Raw genomic sequence first — 16,910 nt, forward strand, 5'->3', positions numbered from 1 at the left:
TCCCATTTCGAATTTATTATTTTTCTATAAACAACATCTAAATCTTTTCACGTCGTAAAATTAAGGCTGCCTCGTTACTTCTTTTGAAAATCCCCAAAACTTTCATTCCAAGTTCCATAACGGGGCAGCTGTTAATTTTTACTTCACACGTGGTAGGTCATTGAAGCAATGCACCGGTGGAGGGGAAGATACTGTCCACTCCAATGTGGTTGCGCCTTCGCCCCAATAGTTATCACCAACGCGCTTACCAGCCTTCAATGTGTAAATCATCAAGAACACGAAGAAGATGGAAGAAGCGAAGGTTAGATAAGCACCATAGGAAGAAACAGCGTTCCAACCAGCCAAACCGTCAGCATAATCAATGTAACGACGTGGCATGCCTGCTAAGCCTAAGAAATGTTGTGGGAAGAAGATCAAGTTCACACCAATGAATGTTGTCCAGAAGTGAATATGACCTGCAACTGTCGGGATCTGACGACCAGACATCTTACCCATCCAGTAATAGATACCCGCGAAGATCGCGAATAACGCACCCAAGGACAATACGTAATGGAAGTGAGCAACCACATAATATGTATCATGCATTTGCAAATCCATACCGCCATTCGCCAATACCACACCTGTTACACCACCAACGGTGAATAGGAAGATAAAGGCAATCGCCCAAAGCATTGGCAATGTAAAGCGGATGGAACCGCCCCACATGGTCGCAATCCAAGAGAAAATTTTCACCCCTGTTGGAACCGCAATAACCATGGTTGCCACTGTGAAGTATGCACGTGTATCAACGTCAAGACCAACTGTATACATATGGTGAGCCCATACCACGAAACCTACGAAACCAATCGCAACCATCGCATATGCCATCCCCAAATAACCGAATACCGGCTTGCGGGAGAAGGTAGAAATAATATGGGAAATGATACCGAAGCCCGGCAAAATCATGATGTATACTTCTGGATGACCAAAGAACCAGAACAAATGCTGATACAAAATCGGGTCACCACCACCTTCAGGATTGAAGAAGGCTGTGCCGAAATTACGGTCTGTCAACAACATGGTAATCGCACCGCCCAATACAGGTAGGGACAATACAAGCAAGAAGGCTGTGATCAATACAGACCATGCCATCAATGGCATTTTGTGTAATGTCATGCCTGGTGCACGCATGTTGAAGATTGTTGTGATGAAGTTAATCGCACCCAAAATAGAACTTACACCCGCCAAATGGAGGGCAAAGATCGCCATATCAACAGCCGCACCCGGATGGCCTAGCGTCGATGAGAGAGGTGGATAAACTGTCCAGCCGGTACCTGCACCGCCGCCGATTACTGCTGAAAGAAGCAACAATACGAAAGCTGGTACGATCAACCAGAAACTGATGTTATTCATACGTGGGAAAGCCATATCCGGCGCACCGATCATCAACGGCACAAACCAGTTACCGAAGCCACCGATTACCGCTGGCATTACCACAAAGAATACCATGATCAAACCATGGGCGGTTACAACCACGTTCCATAGATGGCCATCGGCATTGCCGTCAGCATCCAACATGTATTGTACACCTGGGTCTTGCAATTCCATCCGCATATAAACGGAGAATGCACCACCGATCAAACCAGCAACAACAGAGAAGATCAGATACAAAGTACCGATATCTTTGTGGTTTGTAGAATAAACCCAGCGTTTCCAGCCAGTTGGGCCATGATCGTGGTCGTGGGCGTGAGTTGCTGTACTCATAACTTTTCTCCCTACCCTAACCTTAATCCAACTCAGCTAGTTTGCTAGCTGGCTGTTCATTATTAATATCCAAAGCTGCATATTCAGCCTGAGCTTGTTTCACCCATTGTGCATATTCAGCTTGTGTTACAGCTTTAACCGCGATTGGCATGAAAGCGTGGTCTTTACCACAAAGCTCTGAACAGAACCCGTAATAGATACCTTCTTTACCTTCCGGAATAATAAAGCCTTCTTCGTTCAAACGACCAGGTACTGTATCCATACGAACACCAAGTTCAGATACCGCCCAGTTGTGAATCACGTCTGCAGATGTCATCACTAAGCGTACGTTTTTACCAGTTGGAACAACCATTGCGTTGTCCACATCCATCAAACGTTTCACGCCTTTTTCTTCTGCTTCTTCAAATGTGCGTGCTTCGATAAAAGAATCAAAGGCAAAACCGCCATCATCCGGATATTCATATTCCCAATACCATTGGTGACCAATAATCTTGATGGTCATATCGGCTTCGGAAACATCATCAGATTTGTAAAGCAAACGAAGAGACGGGAAAGCCAAAGCTGCCAAGATCAAAATCGGCAACATGGTCCAAGCCACTTCTAACAATACGTGATGTGTTGTCTTACTTGGTGTCGGGTTCGCTTTTGAGTTAAAACGAATGCACACCCAAATCAACAACACCAATACAAAAACAGAAATTGCAGTGATCAATGGCATCAAGATATCATCGTGAAACCAAATTTGATCAACCGCTGCCGGATCAACCGGCTCGCTTAGGCCCAACTGCCATTTCACTGGATCAGCAGCTAGCGCCATACTCGCCATTCCAACAAGACCTGCAGCAACAGTACCTGTCGCCACACCTAGTTGACCTAGCTTCCGCGTAATCGCTTTCATTATGTCCCCATCCTTACAATTTTGGTGGACAGAAGCAGGTAAGATTTCCCCTCTTCCCCTGTCCCGGACTGATTTGGCGTTCCTTGTCATCACATCCGCATTCACTAAATTCTAGAAATGCGGGCAGTAGACGCAGTTCGCCCCTAATAAACCGAGTGAAATCATAAAGATTATGAAAAGAACTACAAGTAGCTGAAAATCATTGATTTTTTATTTCGCGCTGCAGCATGGCCTGAAAACACACCCCAATCTATTGATTTATATCAATTTTTTGACATGTCGCTAACACATGAAAACAGGGGTGTGACACGGTGTCGCACCCCTGTTTTTAATCTTCAAAAATGACAAATTAACTAACAAAGTTTAATTCGTCGTATCATCCTCTTCGGACCCAATGATGGTTTTGCGAAGCTTACGGCCTGCAAGCCAAACACCCACCGCGATCACTGGAATAGCTGCCCCTTGTATCATTTCAATACTGACAGGAAGACCCGTTGATTTTACAGCTTTGGCCAGATAGCCAACCAAACCGACCGCGTAATAGGTAATGGCTGCGACAGAGAGACCTTCCACGGTTTCTTGTAGGCGAAGCTGCAACTTAGATCGACGAGCCATAGTAGAAAGAAGTTGTTGGTTTTGTTCTTCCAGCGCGAAATCAACGCGCGTGCGCAATAAATTCGCCGCACGAGTTGTTCGTCGTGATAATTCAGACAGGCGATCTTCCACGGAAACACAGGTACGCATCGCGGGAGCCAAACGACGGTCCAGAAATTCCCCAACCTGTTGGAAACCTGCAATGCGACCTTCGTTTAATTCTTTAAGCCGATCTTCTACAATCGCATAATATGCGCGGGACGCCGTCAATCGATAAACAGTCGAAGAAGATAACCGTTCAAGATGCGCTGACAGCCCTGTCAGCTGAGCCAGAATTTCGCCGTCATAATCACTATCAGGTTCTTGTTCTTCGCCATCTTCGTTTTGCGCAATGCGAGATGTTAAACTCGCTAAAGCCGCGTCCATATGCACCATTTGAGCCGCTGCTTTTCGCGCCAGAGGCAATGTCATCAAGGCCATGTTGGAATAAGTCATAACTTCTAAAACACGTTGCAAGACGCGGCCCGCTTTCCAGCCGTTCAATTCACGGTTTTTAATCAAGACGCGACTATGTCCATCTCCATGAATTTGGAAATCAGTCCAGACCTGTGCTTCATCACTGGCAATATTACTGGTTACCAAACATCCACGGGCCAGCCATTTACGCATGGTTTTCTCATCCGGTACTTCTTTCTCAGCCCCCATGAAGGCCACATGAACCGCAACGATGCGTTCACCTGGTAAGGATTGCAACCAATCCGCAGGCACTTTACTGACCGGCATATAGGAAAACGGATCGACAAATTCACCCTCTACAAGGAATGTATAAGTGGAAAATTCCGAATGACGTTCCCAGCGTAAACGAAACGCGCCGAAATCAGCAGAGAAGTGGTTACTGCTATCTGAAGGCGGATTTACCCCCATGCGGGCACATAGTTCTTTTACATGGGCACGGTCCCTTTTCGCCCCGCCCTCACCAGAGGTCATGGCATAAAAGGTTGCCTTTGCAGGGGCCTCAATCCGCTCAAACGGACGTGCATGCAATTCATTGGTTAGTTCATACCGATAGGGGTGATCCAATTTGGCTAATAAATCGGTTTGCGGCATGGAACTATCATCCACATTCACCTCTGCCATACTGATCTCGATTTCTTTTTCGACTGCTTCCATCTCTTTGCCCATTTAATTACATCCGGAAGTCAGAATTATCTCTCTGCCCGGAACTTTCCCTTTAATTTTGTGCGGCCCTGTCTGCTTCTATTTAATTTGGCAGATATTGACCTTATTCATGCTAGGCACCACATAAGTTATTATCGAAGACTTCTATTGCATTGTTTTGCTGGCCTTGAGCCCTATATTTCTCTTGTTCTGGGCTTCGATACCAAATAGGTTAGTCTTCAAATAAACAATTCATAGCACATCTATTTTCTTATGATTGTTATCTTTTGATAAAAACAGTTTTTAATCTAACGATTAATACTGTTTCCACTACAAGAACCAGCTTCTTTTTAGTTACTGGGCCAAGATAAGTCATCAACAGATACAATAAAATTATGGAAGATAGAATAAAAGGATACAGGAATGTCTGACGTCTCTAAAACCGACTCTATTTTTTTCACCGACGGCGAATTAGATAAAGCACGCGCGGAATCCATCGTGAATGACACCTTAAACGGTGCAGATGATGGTGAGTTGTTTTTAGAATATAAACAATCTGAAAATATTGTTTTTGAAGATGGGCGTATCCGTAGTGCAAGTTATGACACCTCCCAAGGCTTCGGTTTACGCGCTGTTTCAGGAGAAGTTTCCGGTTTCGCCCATTCATCCGATATGAGCGAAGCAGGCCTTTTACGTGCAGCTGATGCGGTGAAAGCTGTAAAATCTGGTCATTCAGGCACATTGGCAGATGCACCACGCGCCACAAATCAAGCGCTTTATACTGATGACAATCCCTTGGGTAACATGACTTTTGAAAATAAGGTCGATCTTTTGCATCAAATGGATGCCTATGCCCGTGACAAAGACCCGCGCGTCAAACAGGTCAGCGCTAGTATCGGTGGTAGTTGGCAAGCAGTGCATATCTTGCGTCCGGGTGGATTACATCTAGCGGATATTCGTCCGATGGTACGTGTAAATGTTTCTGTGGTTGTGGAACAAGGTGACCGCATGGAAAGTGGCAGCCATGGGTCTGGTGGTCGTTCCAACTATGATCTATTCGTCACCCCTGATCATTGGCAGGGCGCGGTAGACGAAGCGTTACGTCAAGCCGTTGTAAATCTTGATTCTGTTGCTGCACCCGCTGGGGAAACAACCGTTGTTCTTGGACCGGGCTGGCCTGGTATTTTATTGCATGAAGCTGTTGGTCATGGGTTGGAAGGTGATTTCAATCGCAAGAAAACTTCTGTTTTCTCAGGCTTACTTGGGGAACGTGTAGCAGCACCGGGCGTGACTGTGGTGGATGATGGCACCATTCCTGATCGTCGCGGCTCTATCACCATTGATGATGAAGGCACACCAGCAGGACGTAACGTGTTAATCGAAGATGGTATTCTAAAAGGCTTTATGCAAGACCGCATGAATGCACGTCTGATGGGGGTTGAACCAACCGGTAACGGTCGTCGTCAATCTCATGCTCATATGCCAATTCCACGTATGACAAACACATACATGCTAGGCGGTGATCGCGATCCACAAGAAATTCTTGAATCCGTGAAAGATGGTATTTTCACTGTGAATTTTGGCGGCGGACAGGTGGATATTACAAATGGTAAATTTGTATTCTCCTGCACAGAAGCCTACAAAATTGAAAATGGTAAACTGGGTGCCCCTGTGAAAGGTGCGACTTTGATTGGTAGCGGTGCTGATGCCCTGACACGTATTTCAATGATCGGGAATGATATGAAACTGGATCCGGGTGTTGGTACATGTGGTAAAGATGGACAAGGTGTACCTGTTGGCGTGGGCCAGCCAACCTTGCGTCTTGACGATTTAACTGTTGGTGGAACAGCGGCTTAAATTTGGCCGTCCTTGTCCAAAACAGTCTTTTTCCCAAATCTGAATTGCTATCTAGATATAGCTTTATATAATACTTCTAAATCAGAGGGGCTATCTGATTGATTATATAAGGCTTTAACTAGATGCGATTAGCTTCGGTCTTTTGCAGTATTATCTTATTACTTACTTTATCTGCCTGTGATGACACAGAAAGTAAGGACAGCCCAAAGGCAAATCTGCTTTTGGATATTCTTGATATTTCGTTTTCGGTGAAAGATGGTCGACAGGTTTTTAGTCATACCCGTGTTTTCCGTGAAACGAATGGCATTGATTTAATGATCACCCGTGGCAAAATTTGTGTTGAATCCAAAAAGACCTGTGTTGATGCCTTTGTTGAATATGAAGTGGAAGCTTATGGAAAGCTTACCCAAAACAATCATCATGTGGCCACACGCCAAGGGGAAGATGAAATCACCTTTGAATATTGGGCCAAAGATGACAATGGGCATGAACATAAAATCAGCAAGACGCTGATTGTGGATGGCGAGAAGGCCGCCGTAAAACACTAGGTTCCAATTTCAATAACAGGGCCATTAGCTGCCTTTGCGTCCGCAGGATCGTGAGTCACCATAATGACGGGCAGCTTTAAGTCTTTGGCCCTACCAAACACAAAGCCGCGAAAACGTTCCCGTAACTCCTGATCTAGCTTAGAAAACGGCTCATCCAACAACAAAGCGCGTGGTTCTGATAACAACATCCGCATACAACTGACTCGCGCCCTTTGACCGCCAGATAGACGTGCAGGGTCGCGTTTTTCAAATCCTTCAAGATTTGCATCTTTCAAAGCTTGCTTAATCCGTAATTTACGCTCAATACCTTTGATTTCAGCTGGAATACCCAAGCTTAAATTCTGCGCCACATTCATATGCGGAAAAAGTAAATCATCTTGATATAAAATGCCGATGCGGCGTGTCTCAGCAGGCCATCTTTCCACTGAGACGTCATCCACATAAACTTTACCAAACGCTGTAAAATCGCGCGATAAACCGCCACCGATATAATCCAACAGGCTAGATTTGCCAGCACCTGATGGTCCCATCAACGTCAGGCATTGCCCATCTTTGACGAGACAGGAAATCGGATCAAATAAAGATTGCTCGTCCAATTTAATCTGAACATCTTCTAGGCGCAAGCTCATCAACGCTCCCCTAACATGCCAAGGCGGTTTGCAAATATCCATTTTGGTAAGATTGTCGCAATGCCAAAGATAATAAAAGGCAAAATCGCCTGTACAAATGCATAAATACCGATGACCCGACGATCACTTCCACTACTAAGTGCGACCGCCTCTGTGGTCAATGTTTCGATGCGCCCCGCACCCATAAATAAAGTGGTCAGATATTGGGCTATACTCACGGCAAAACCAATCGCAAATGCAATAAGAATTGGGCGTAATAACATAGGTAATTTAATCTTAAACAAAATGCGAAGACGATCTTGTCCCAATACCTTAGCCGTATGAATGTAACGTGAGTCCAGGTTAGAATAGGGCCCTTGTAAAGAAAGATACATATAGGGAAGCACAAATAGAAGATGCGACCAAACTACCCCGATATAAACACCATCCAAATGCAACGTCAGCGTAAAAAGTTGTACACCAAAAAGGAAAGCTAATTGAGGCACAAGTAAAGGAATGTAAATCAACATCTGCATGGCATAAACAAAGCGTTTTCGCTGATCTTGTTGTGTTTCCAAACAACCGATAACAAGAATTAATGACAGGAGAGTAGAAAACAAACCAAGACAGATAGTATGCCATAAGGCGTCCCCAACACCGTCTAAATGACGTGACCAGTATTTTATTGTCCATAAAGACGGTAAGGCATCCGGATATTTCCAACGTCCTGCGAAAGACCAGACAAACAAAATGACAACCGAAAACGCACCTAGCAAAAATACCAAACCGGAAAATCCACGCATGATCTTTGCAACACCGCCCTCAACCAAACGTGACGAGAAAACATAGCGTTGCCCGTGCATCACTGATTTAGATAACCAAAACTTACCTAACTGTTCCAACATAATCCAAACTAGAACTGCGGTGAAAGCAATTACCATCTGTATCATTGCCCCCATTGCGGCTAGATATTGAAATGACAAATCTCCATCATTGAACCAACGCAGCACCAGAATACCCAGATTGGGCGAGTTTGAAGGCAATAAAATAATTGCCATATCAACAACAGATACAGAAAACACCAAAACAGCCAAAACTGGTAAACGCATTCGACCATATATCTGAGGCAATATTGCCTTTGACCACCCCATCAAACGCCCATAGCCGAGCCCACGCATAACACGAAGTCCCCGGTTTACGGGTATTTCATTCATGGCCCCAAGCGTCATAATCAACAAAAATGGTATTTCTTTCACAAGTAAGGCGACGATCAGACTTCCGCCATAAACATCAGGAAAAAAGGAAACAGGCACCGGGCGATCAAAGCCTGTGAATTCAGGCGATAGAAGGCGTAAAATCCAACCAGACGGCGCCAACAAAAACACCAGACCTAAACTTAAAGAAACATGTGGTATCGATAATATCGGACTTAATCCACGCAGGATTCTATCGAATATCTTTGTCTGATAGAAACAGGCACAAATCAGCTGGCAGAATGCAAACGCCAAAAAGGTGGCAATAATACCAATAAAGAAAGACCGGAATACAGCACCATTAACAGCAGGGTAAGACCAAAACCTTTCCCAGACATCTAAAGAAAAGCTATGGCTGCCTAAAGCTGGAAAATAACCCAATGCAGGTAAAAGGCTCCCCAAGATACCCGCGACAACAGGTATCAGGAACAAGCCTAAAACCAGTACCGGAAAAGTTGGAAAATAGTCCGGTGAGAATAAATCCTTGAGGAACCGCATCTAAAAATTATTGTTGTCTAACTACCGAATTTTGAGAGCCATTCAGCCTCAATCATTGTCATCCAGCTTGAATGAGGTTCAGATAAACTTTTCCCCAATTCATCATTGGATAATGTTGCTTCATGACGCGGAATATTATTGAAACGCGCCTTGCTATCTTCATCCAGTAAAGACATTGAAAGAACCGTAATTTCACCCCAATATTCAGGGTTTTGCTTACGGGCTTGTGCTTCTGGTGACATCAAGAAATTCGCCACAACCTGTGCAGCCTGTTTATGCGCTGAGTTATATGGGATCGCAACGAAATGGGTATTGCCGATCGTGCCATTTTCCATCACAAAGCTACGTGCTGTTTCAGGTAATTTACCTTCCTGTATCGCATTAGATGCGCTTCCCACATTAAAGGAATAGGCAAAATCAATTTCCCCATCATCCAAAAGCTGGATCATCTCCGCGCCATTCTTGGGGAATTGCTTGCCTTCACGCCATAGATAAGGGCGAATTTCATCTAGCCAAGCCCAAAGCTTCTCTGTTTCCTGATCAAACTCGCTACCCGCATCTGCCAATAGTCGAGATGGATTATCAGATACCTCATATAAAACTTGTTTCATGAAGGTTGTACCTGTGAAATCAGGTAAAGCGGGATAAGTGACACGACCTGGATTTGCCTTTGCATATTCCATAAAAGCCGACATACTCTTTGGCGGATTTGGCACACGCGCCTGATCATGAATAAAAATCAATTGTGCCATTCCCCATGGAGATTCATATCCATCTGTTGGCAGGGTAAAGTCCAAAATAGTGGACGGCTTTTCATCTGTATCAATCAATTTGAAATTTGGAAGATTCTCAACAAAAGGACCAAATAATAATCCGTTTTCTTTCATTTGGCGGAAATTCTCACCATTAATCCAGATTAAATCAATGCTTCCATTTTCATCGCGCCCCGCCGATTTTTCCGCCAAAACACGGCGTACAGCATCGGCAGTATCTGTTAACTTCACATGAATTAATTCAATGCCGTAGTCTTCCTCAACACGGTCTGCAACCCAATTGATATAGTTATTATAGGTCTCGCTTCCACCCCAAGCATTCCAGTAAACTTTTTGGCCTTCTGCCAAAACAACTGTTTTTTCCCATTGTTCCGCAAAACTAGTTCCGGTTAAAGCCGTTAGAGAAACCATCCCCGCCACGACAGGTGCAGCCAGTCTTTGAAAGAAATTACGCATATTCTGCCTCACTATTAACTTTCTTCTTATACACTGATTTTCCTACAGACATAAGTAAAGATTGTCAGCCGCTAGTTTGTAATCACACGTAAATGTGATTTCAGATCGACGATGAATAAAATCACATTTTGTTATTTTCTATCTTGCCGGATCTGAATTTGCAGGATAGAAGCCAATTATTGATATTTTAAATTTTCTTTCGGGAAGACCAAAGTGGGCCTTACAAGTTTAAACCTACGACGACGAAGCAATGAACGACGCCGGATCGCATCCGCCGTTCGTTTCTGCATGTCGTAGAGAACAGGCCTTATTATTCCTGCCCTGAAACTCTGCGTGGATAAAATTTAAAGAGTATCAGAGGCAATTATGACTATTACCCTTCAAGCCGAAAATCTAACTGACAAAGCTGACATCACACAACTAATCGATACCTGTTTTGGTACAGATCGGAAGACAAGAACCGTTTATCAGTTCAGAGACGGTATTGACGCCTATGAACAACTTTGCATGACTGCAAAGGACGAAAATGACAACTTAGTTGGATCCCTCAGATTTTGGCCTGTCACTTTACCTAATGGAGAGACAATTCCTCTATTTGGGCCTCTGGCTGTCAAACCTGACCTTCAGGGACAAGGCCTAGGCAGACGCCTTATTCAAGCCGGACATGACCAAGTGAAAGCCGGGGGGTATCCTGCGATGCTGATTATTGGGCGTCCTGACTATTATAAACCATTCGGTTATAACGAAGATGTCATTTCTAATCTTCAACTCCCTGGCCCTGTCGCACCTCTAACCTTTATGGGGTTAGAGTTTAAAAAAGGTTATCTATCAAAATTATCGGGACTGATAACAGCTGCCCGCTAACGTTAGAATCTCGACTTGGTAAAATCGATGAAATCCTGAAGCATTGGCGAAGGTGGATATCCAGCGCGCCAAGCGAGAATAAGAGGCAGTGCGGGCACATCATCTTCGATCTCTATAGCAACGACTTCACCACCATTATAAGTTTCACGGGTTTGAGGACGCATCGCAGAAAGAGAAAAACCCAAACCGCTTGCAACAGCACATCTTACGGATTCCATCGTTGTGGAGCGAAAAGAAATTTGTGGATTGATATCCGCATGACTTAAGATACCTTTAAAATAATCTCGGCTATAGGGACCATCAAACAGGATAAAGTTGTCCCCTGACAAATTTGCCAGCGATAAACTCTTCTGCGTGGAATATGGATGCTCTCTTGGTAACAAAATATATGGCTTCAATCGCGTTAAAACGATCCAATCCAAATCTGATCCCGCCAATCCCATATCATAGGTCAATGCCAGATCAACCTCGCCTTTTAACAGATGCGATACAATTTCATCCTGAAAAGTTTCACGAGCCTCTATCTCAATATTTGATGCTTGTTTCATATAGGAAGTAATTAAATCGCTAAGATAAAAAGGCGCAATTGTATGAAAGCAAGCCATACGAATCTTACCCTTTTTATGAGCCGCAATAGACAAGGCATCACGTTCCATACGATTGGCTTCTTGCACCAAATTTCTCGCCAATGTCAGAAAGCTTCGCCCCTGAGACGTAAGTTCCATCCCCCGTGCATGATGACGAATAAAAAGCTGAAAACCATATAAATCTTCCAACTTATCAAGTGCCTGCGCAATTGCGGGTTGAGAGATATTTAATGCACGTGAAGCCTGTGCAATGCCGCCCTCATCAACGACTGATAAAAAATAACTGCATTGTTTAAGAGTATATTTAACCATATTTTTCTTTCTTTAATGGAAATATAAAACAGTTTTTCTGAATTATCTACATCCGATATTCTTTCTTCCAGAGATTAAAAATGGGATGGAAGCCAAATGAAAAATTTAACCAAAGAGCAAATTGAACAATTTAATCGTGATGGTTTTTTAGTGGTCGAAAACGCAATTGACCCTGAACTGTTACAGCAGATGAAAGATGATTTTAACAATTGGGTTGATGAAAGCCGTAAGTTTGAGAAACCGTATGGTGAAACTGTTGATGGACGCCCACGCTTTGATTTGGAACCGGGCCATAATGCTGTCCAACCGGGTTTACGCCGGGTAAATGCACCTGTTGAAGTTTCCAAAGCTTATTATGATGCCATGATCAACAGTAATGTCGGGAATTATGTAGCCGATCTGGTTGGTGCCAATGTTAAATTTCACCATTCAAAGATCAATTCCAAATTGCCAAAGACCAAAACCGTCGTAAAATGGCATCAGGATTTTCCTTTTACCCCCCATACCAATGATGATCTGATCACATGCCTCTTTATGGTAGACGATGTGACCGAAGAAAACGGTCCTTTGGAAGTTGTCGCAGGATCACATAAAGAGGAAATCCATACATTATGGCATGACGGCGTTTTTACAGGTGCGGTTAAAGATGATGTGACGGCAGATTGCATTAAAAAATCTGTCACCTGTACAGGTAAGGCAGGTAGTGTGGCGTTAATGCATACACGTACGTTACATGGATCTGCACCAAATAACTCCGATAAACCACGTACATTATTTATCTGCGTCTATTCTGCTGAAGATGCTATTCCTGTCTCTCCTAATCCTGTACCAACAGAATATGAAGGCCTAATTGTTCGCGGACAAAAAACTAACAAAATCCGTTCCGTGGATTATGATATGGATATGCCACAAAAACCAAAATCCGCTTCTTTCTTTGATCAGCAGGCTAAACATAAAGAAAACGCAGCCTAGATTTCTATTAGAAACGAAAAAGGGCTTCAATCTTGAAGCCCTTTTTTATTAATCATCCGGAAACTCGCCGCGCATTTCATTAATTTCGGGCAGAATACGAATAAATGCAGCCACCACATCAGGATCAAAATGTTGACCTGCGCTGGACTTGATCATCTCAACAGCATCTTCCAGGCTCCATGGCTTCTTATAAGGACGTACAGATAACAACGCATCATATACATCTGCCACAGCTGCAATTCGTGCAGAAATCGGTATGTCTTTACCAGACAATTTCTTAGGATAGCCCGATCCGTCCCATTTCTCATGATGACATACGGCGATTTCATGGGCCATATTCATTAATGGTGTATCATATCCATTCAGGATTTCACCGCCAATTTCCGCATGTGTATCCATAATCACACGTTCTTCTGCATCAAGACGCCCAGGCTTTAAAAGAATGCTATCCGGGATACCGATTTTACCAACATCATGCATAGGGGCTGCATTCAATATCAATTCGCAATATTGTTCGCTTTCTCCCAACTCCCGTGCAATCATCTCACAAATCTTGCTCATCCGGATAATATGCATACCAGTTTCATTATCCCGATATTCGGACGCCTTACCAAGGATACGGACCACTGAAAGTTGCGATGCACGAATTTCCTGTGTCCGTCTTTCAACAATCCCCTCTAATTCATCCACTTTCATTCTTTGTTGCTTAAAGTAATATCGCGTTTCAAGCATATTGCGAATACGCTGCATAACTTCCCAATGTTTGAAAGGTTTTACCAGAAAATCTCTAGCGCCCTTTTCTAACGCTTTCTGGCGCGTAACTTCATCCGTTTCAGCCGTTAATACCAAGACCGGCATATAATCATCTTCTTTAATTTCCGATAGCAATGCATCCATCACATCAAAGCCGGACATTTCAGGCATGCGAATATCCAATAAGATAATATCGAAATCATGTTCTCGATACAGCGAGACAACCTGTGTAGGATCAGTCGTTGAATAAACATTATCGTAATATTCTTCATCCAACATATGTTCTAAAAGCTGAACATTCTCAGTCTTGTCATCAACGATCAAAATTTTTGATTGCTGGAGAACTAGGTTCAATTGGCTCATGACTTCTTATCTCCGTCGAAACTTTGTTCCAGAAAATCTACAATCATTGCTAAGTCAACAGGCTTTCTAATATAGGCCTTACAACCGAGATTCATCATCATATCTTGTATATCTGGATCTATATTGGATGTTACAATCGCAAGAGGGATATCCCTAATTTCAGGTATCGTGCGCATCTTTTGCATCACGGTAACTCCATCAATATCAGGCAAGCTAATATCCAACAATATAGCATCTGGTTTTAGCATTTTCGCCATAGACAATCCCGCTTCTCCATCCATGGCCGCAACCAATGCTGTATTATCTAGTTCCTCAACAAAAGCTTCCATGAAGGAGATATTTTGTGGATTATCTTCAATATAAAGAATGACTTTATTCTCCATATCGACATTTTCTAGACTACGCCCAATGAAAACAGGATCACTTTCTTCTTTTTCTTCTTCGGCAACTAGGGGGAATTCCACCCAAAACTCACTACCTTCACCCTCATTAGATTTCAGGCCTATAGCCCCTCCCATGTTTTCAACAAGCATCTTGGTAAGATATAAACCAATACCTGTTCCTTCAACTTGGGTTAACTCAGCCCCTAGACGCTTGAAAGGCGAAAAGACGTCATTCAATTTATCTTCTGCAATTCCATAACCTGTGTCTGAAACAGTCACGCGACATAAGTCAACTTCTGGAAATTCACAACTCAGACTCACTTGACCGTCTTCTTTGTTATATTTCACGGCGTTAGATAAAAGATTAAGGAAAACCTGCCTCAAACGACGCATATCAGCATAGACAAAGAAATCTTCGTCACCGAGCTTAATATCAAACTGCACATCTTTATCTAGTTGTGCAGGAAGTGTTAAAGATTGCTCCCAGACAGCCAGTAGGGTTTCACGCATATTGACGACCTCTTCACTGAGAACGTCTTTACCGCTCTCAACACGCGCCATATCCAGAACCTCGTCAATCAAGGACAATAGATGATTTCCGCTGCTTAAAATCGTCGACACTTGTCGTTGTTGACGTTCTTCTAGTTGATGCCTTTTACTGTTTAATAATAATTGCGCATGGCCGAGAATAGAATTCAGGGGTGTACGCAATTCATGGCTCATATTGGAAAGAAAACGTGTTTTCGCATCATTGGCATTTTGTGCCTGATGGATCGCATCCTCAAGCTTTTCAGTGGCTTCCTTGCGATCTGTAATATCAAGCATTGTAACGCGCCCTTCACGAAGGCCAACCTCATCATCAATAACGATCGTTGCAGAAATAGATACCCAAATCAAATCTCCAGAAGCTTTACGTAAACATACTTCTTGATCATGCATTTCTGTACCTTGAAAGAAGTCTGCCCAGATTTGTGCCGTTTCAATCCTGCCATCCAGATCGGATTGATAATCCATAATACTACTATTGATTAACTCTTGAGCTTTATATCCTAGTAGATTTTCAAATGTTTTATTTAAGCGTGTAATACGGCCATCTGAAAGTTGGATTGTCGCATAGGCAACAGGTGCTTCTTCATACAGGGTTACTAATTCATTTTGTGTTCTTTCACGCTCTGATACATCACGTAAAATACCTGCATAGTGAGGCACCCCTTCAATCTCAATTCTTGAAACATTCAGATCAATCATAAAGATGGAACCATTTTTATGCAGCCCCTGCAAAGCACCGCGGTTAAAATTGATAACATCCTTTTTATGTAGACGTGCATTCTTGAGATACATGTCATGATCGTCACGTTCTGACATTGGCAATAACATATTCACGTTATGCCCTAGCATCTCATTCTCTTTATACCCGAACATTGAAGTGACTGCAGGGTTCACATATTTAACGATCCCTTTTTGATCAATATATATAATCGCGTCACTTGTATTCGTGATCAGCGTTTTATATTCCGCTAGACGATTGTTTAACTGAAGCCCGGATTTCACTTGTAATTGATCCATATTTTGACGTTGACGCCAAAACAAAAACACACTCCCTACAACAAACAAAACGCAGAAATAAGCTAGATAAACATAAGATTCTGCGCTTTGTAGAAAAGAAACTTTTCTTGTTTTTTCTTGCTGATATCGATGAAATATTACCTCGCTCAATGCTGATAGAGGCTCAGCTATTAAGGAGCGGTCCATCGGATTATTCTCAACGAAAGTTGAAAAATCACCGTCAGTTTCCAGAACTCTAATCAGGTCCGAAATCTGTTTGTCATAAGCATGTAACCCGTCATTCAAACGAATGAGAATTTCTTTTCCATCATCATCTAGTATGTCCGATACATGTGCTAAATGATTTTGAATAATATTTATTTGATTTAGAGCTTGCTGTGCCGCACTTAAGTCACCAGCACTAGTTGCTTGATAGTGAAAATATGATAAGCCATCGAAACCAAGTTCCTGTTGCACAGCAAACAGTTCTATTTTGATTTCATCGATTTCTGAAGAATGACCGCTCTCTTCCAGAAAACCATATTCATTTTTACTAGAATGATATTGGGTCAGTAAAAAAACACCGATACTCAGATATACCCCTACGAATATCATAAAGATATAAACAGGCACTTTTGTTGTAAGTTTTTTTTCCTTGGGTGTTTCAACTACCATCTATCAGACCTGATTTTGATCTCTGCGCTTTTTCTAGGTCATAAGCTATACAAGCTTACGATATCGCATT

The 16,910-nt window shown here is 43.0% G+C and carries 13 protein-coding genes; 4 read left to right on the forward strand and 9 right to left on the reverse strand.

The features are described 5' to 3' along the window. Positions 1 to 138: 138 nt before the first annotated feature. The 3 genes from ctaD to ACOQOA_RS08515 all read right to left on the reverse strand — a co-directional run bounded on the left by ctaD (position 139) and on the right by ACOQOA_RS08515 (position 4,417). Complete coding sequence (ctaD, locus tag ACOQOA_RS08505) at positions 139 to 1,743, reverse strand: cytochrome c oxidase subunit I (protein ID WP_155157119.1); 1,605 nt, start codon at positions 1,741 to 1,743, stop codon at positions 139 to 141. A gap of 22 nt (positions 1,744 to 1,765) precedes the next feature. Further along, positions 1,766 to 2,641 (reverse strand): cytochrome c oxidase subunit II, encoded by an 876-nt coding sequence (gene coxB / locus ACOQOA_RS08510; protein ID WP_155157117.1) that lies wholly within the window; start codon positions 2,639 to 2,641, stop codon positions 1,766 to 1,768. Positions 2,642 to 3,004: 363 nt separating this feature from the next. Continuing rightward, positions 3,005 to 4,417, reverse strand: coding sequence for a DUF3422 family protein (locus ACOQOA_RS08515; protein ID WP_420548217.1), 1,413 nt, complete (start codon positions 4,415 to 4,417; stop codon positions 3,005 to 3,007). Between the two features lie 399 nt (positions 4,418 to 4,816). Between ACOQOA_RS08515 and tldD the strand changes: the two genes are divergently transcribed. Both tldD and ACOQOA_RS08525 read left to right on the forward strand, forming a co-directional pair. Then, positions 4,817 to 6,250, forward strand: a complete 1,434-nt coding sequence (tldD, locus tag ACOQOA_RS08520) for a metalloprotease TldD (RefSeq protein WP_420548218.1) — start codon at positions 4,817 to 4,819, stop codon at positions 6,248 to 6,250. 122 nt (positions 6,251 to 6,372) lie between these two features. Next, on the forward strand, positions 6,373 to 6,798 hold the full coding sequence (locus ACOQOA_RS08525) for a hypothetical protein (protein WP_420548219.1): 426 nt from the start codon (positions 6,373 to 6,375) through the stop codon (positions 6,796 to 6,798). Here the strand turns inward: ACOQOA_RS08525 and ACOQOA_RS08530 are convergent. From ACOQOA_RS08530 to ACOQOA_RS08540, 3 genes are read right to left on the reverse strand one after another with little or no spacing between them, the layout of a single operon-like run. Then, the gene (locus ACOQOA_RS08530; RefSeq protein WP_420548220.1) at positions 6,795 to 7,427 is read right to left on the reverse strand and encodes an ATP-binding cassette domain-containing protein; all 633 of its coding nucleotides are present in this window, start codon (positions 7,425 to 7,427) and stop codon (positions 6,795 to 6,797) included. The genes ACOQOA_RS08525 and ACOQOA_RS08530 overlap by 4 nt on opposite strands. Then, positions 7,427 to 9,157: an ABC transporter permease gene (locus ACOQOA_RS08535; RefSeq protein WP_420548221.1), complete on the reverse strand. Its 1,731-nt coding sequence runs from the start codon at positions 9,155 to 9,157 to the stop codon at positions 7,427 to 7,429. Before ACOQOA_RS08535 ends, ACOQOA_RS08530 begins: the two co-directional genes overlap by 1 nt. A gap of 17 nt (positions 9,158 to 9,174) precedes the next feature. Continuing rightward, positions 9,175 to 10,386 carry an ABC transporter substrate-binding protein gene (locus tag ACOQOA_RS08540; RefSeq protein ID WP_420548222.1) on the reverse strand — a complete coding sequence of 404 codons (1,212 nt, stop codon included), beginning with the start codon at positions 10,384 to 10,386 and terminating at the stop codon, positions 9,175 to 9,177. 366 nt (positions 10,387 to 10,752) lie between these two features. Between ACOQOA_RS08540 and ACOQOA_RS08545 the strand changes: the two genes are divergently transcribed. Next, complete coding sequence (locus ACOQOA_RS08545) at positions 10,753 to 11,250, forward strand: GNAT family N-acetyltransferase (RefSeq protein ID WP_420548223.1); 498 nt, start codon at positions 10,753 to 10,755, stop codon at positions 11,248 to 11,250. 2 nt (positions 11,251 to 11,252) lie between these two features. Here ACOQOA_RS08545 and ACOQOA_RS08550 read toward each other — a convergent pair whose 3' ends face one another. Continuing rightward, a complete protein-coding gene (locus ACOQOA_RS08550; RefSeq protein ID WP_420548224.1) occupies positions 11,253 to 12,149 on the reverse strand; it encodes a LysR family transcriptional regulator in 897 nt (298 codons plus the stop codon). 96 nt (positions 12,150 to 12,245) lie between these two features. Here ACOQOA_RS08550 and ACOQOA_RS08555 point away from each other — a divergent pair, with 96 nt between their 5' ends. Then, positions 12,246 to 13,121, forward strand: coding sequence for a phytanoyl-CoA dioxygenase family protein (locus ACOQOA_RS08555; protein WP_420548225.1), 876 nt, complete (start codon positions 12,246 to 12,248; stop codon positions 13,119 to 13,121). 48 nt (positions 13,122 to 13,169) lie between these two features. Here ACOQOA_RS08555 and ACOQOA_RS08560 read toward each other — a convergent pair whose 3' ends face one another. Both ACOQOA_RS08560 and ACOQOA_RS08565 read right to left on the reverse strand, forming a co-directional pair. After that, positions 13,170 to 14,237 (reverse strand): HD domain-containing phosphohydrolase, encoded by a 1,068-nt coding sequence (locus ACOQOA_RS08560; RefSeq protein ID WP_420548226.1) that lies wholly within the window; start codon positions 14,235 to 14,237, stop codon positions 13,170 to 13,172. After that, complete coding sequence (locus ACOQOA_RS08565) at positions 14,234 to 16,840, reverse strand: PAS domain-containing hybrid sensor histidine kinase/response regulator (protein WP_420548227.1); 2,607 nt, start codon at positions 16,838 to 16,840, stop codon at positions 14,234 to 14,236. Before ACOQOA_RS08565 ends, ACOQOA_RS08560 begins: the two co-directional genes overlap by 4 nt. Positions 16,841 to 16,910: the final 70 nt, after the last annotated feature.

It is taken from the genome of Curvivirga sp. (assembly GCF_965219885.1).
In the GTDB taxonomy this organism is placed as follows: Bacteria; Pseudomonadota; Alphaproteobacteria; order UBA8366; family Aestuariispiraceae; genus Curvivirga.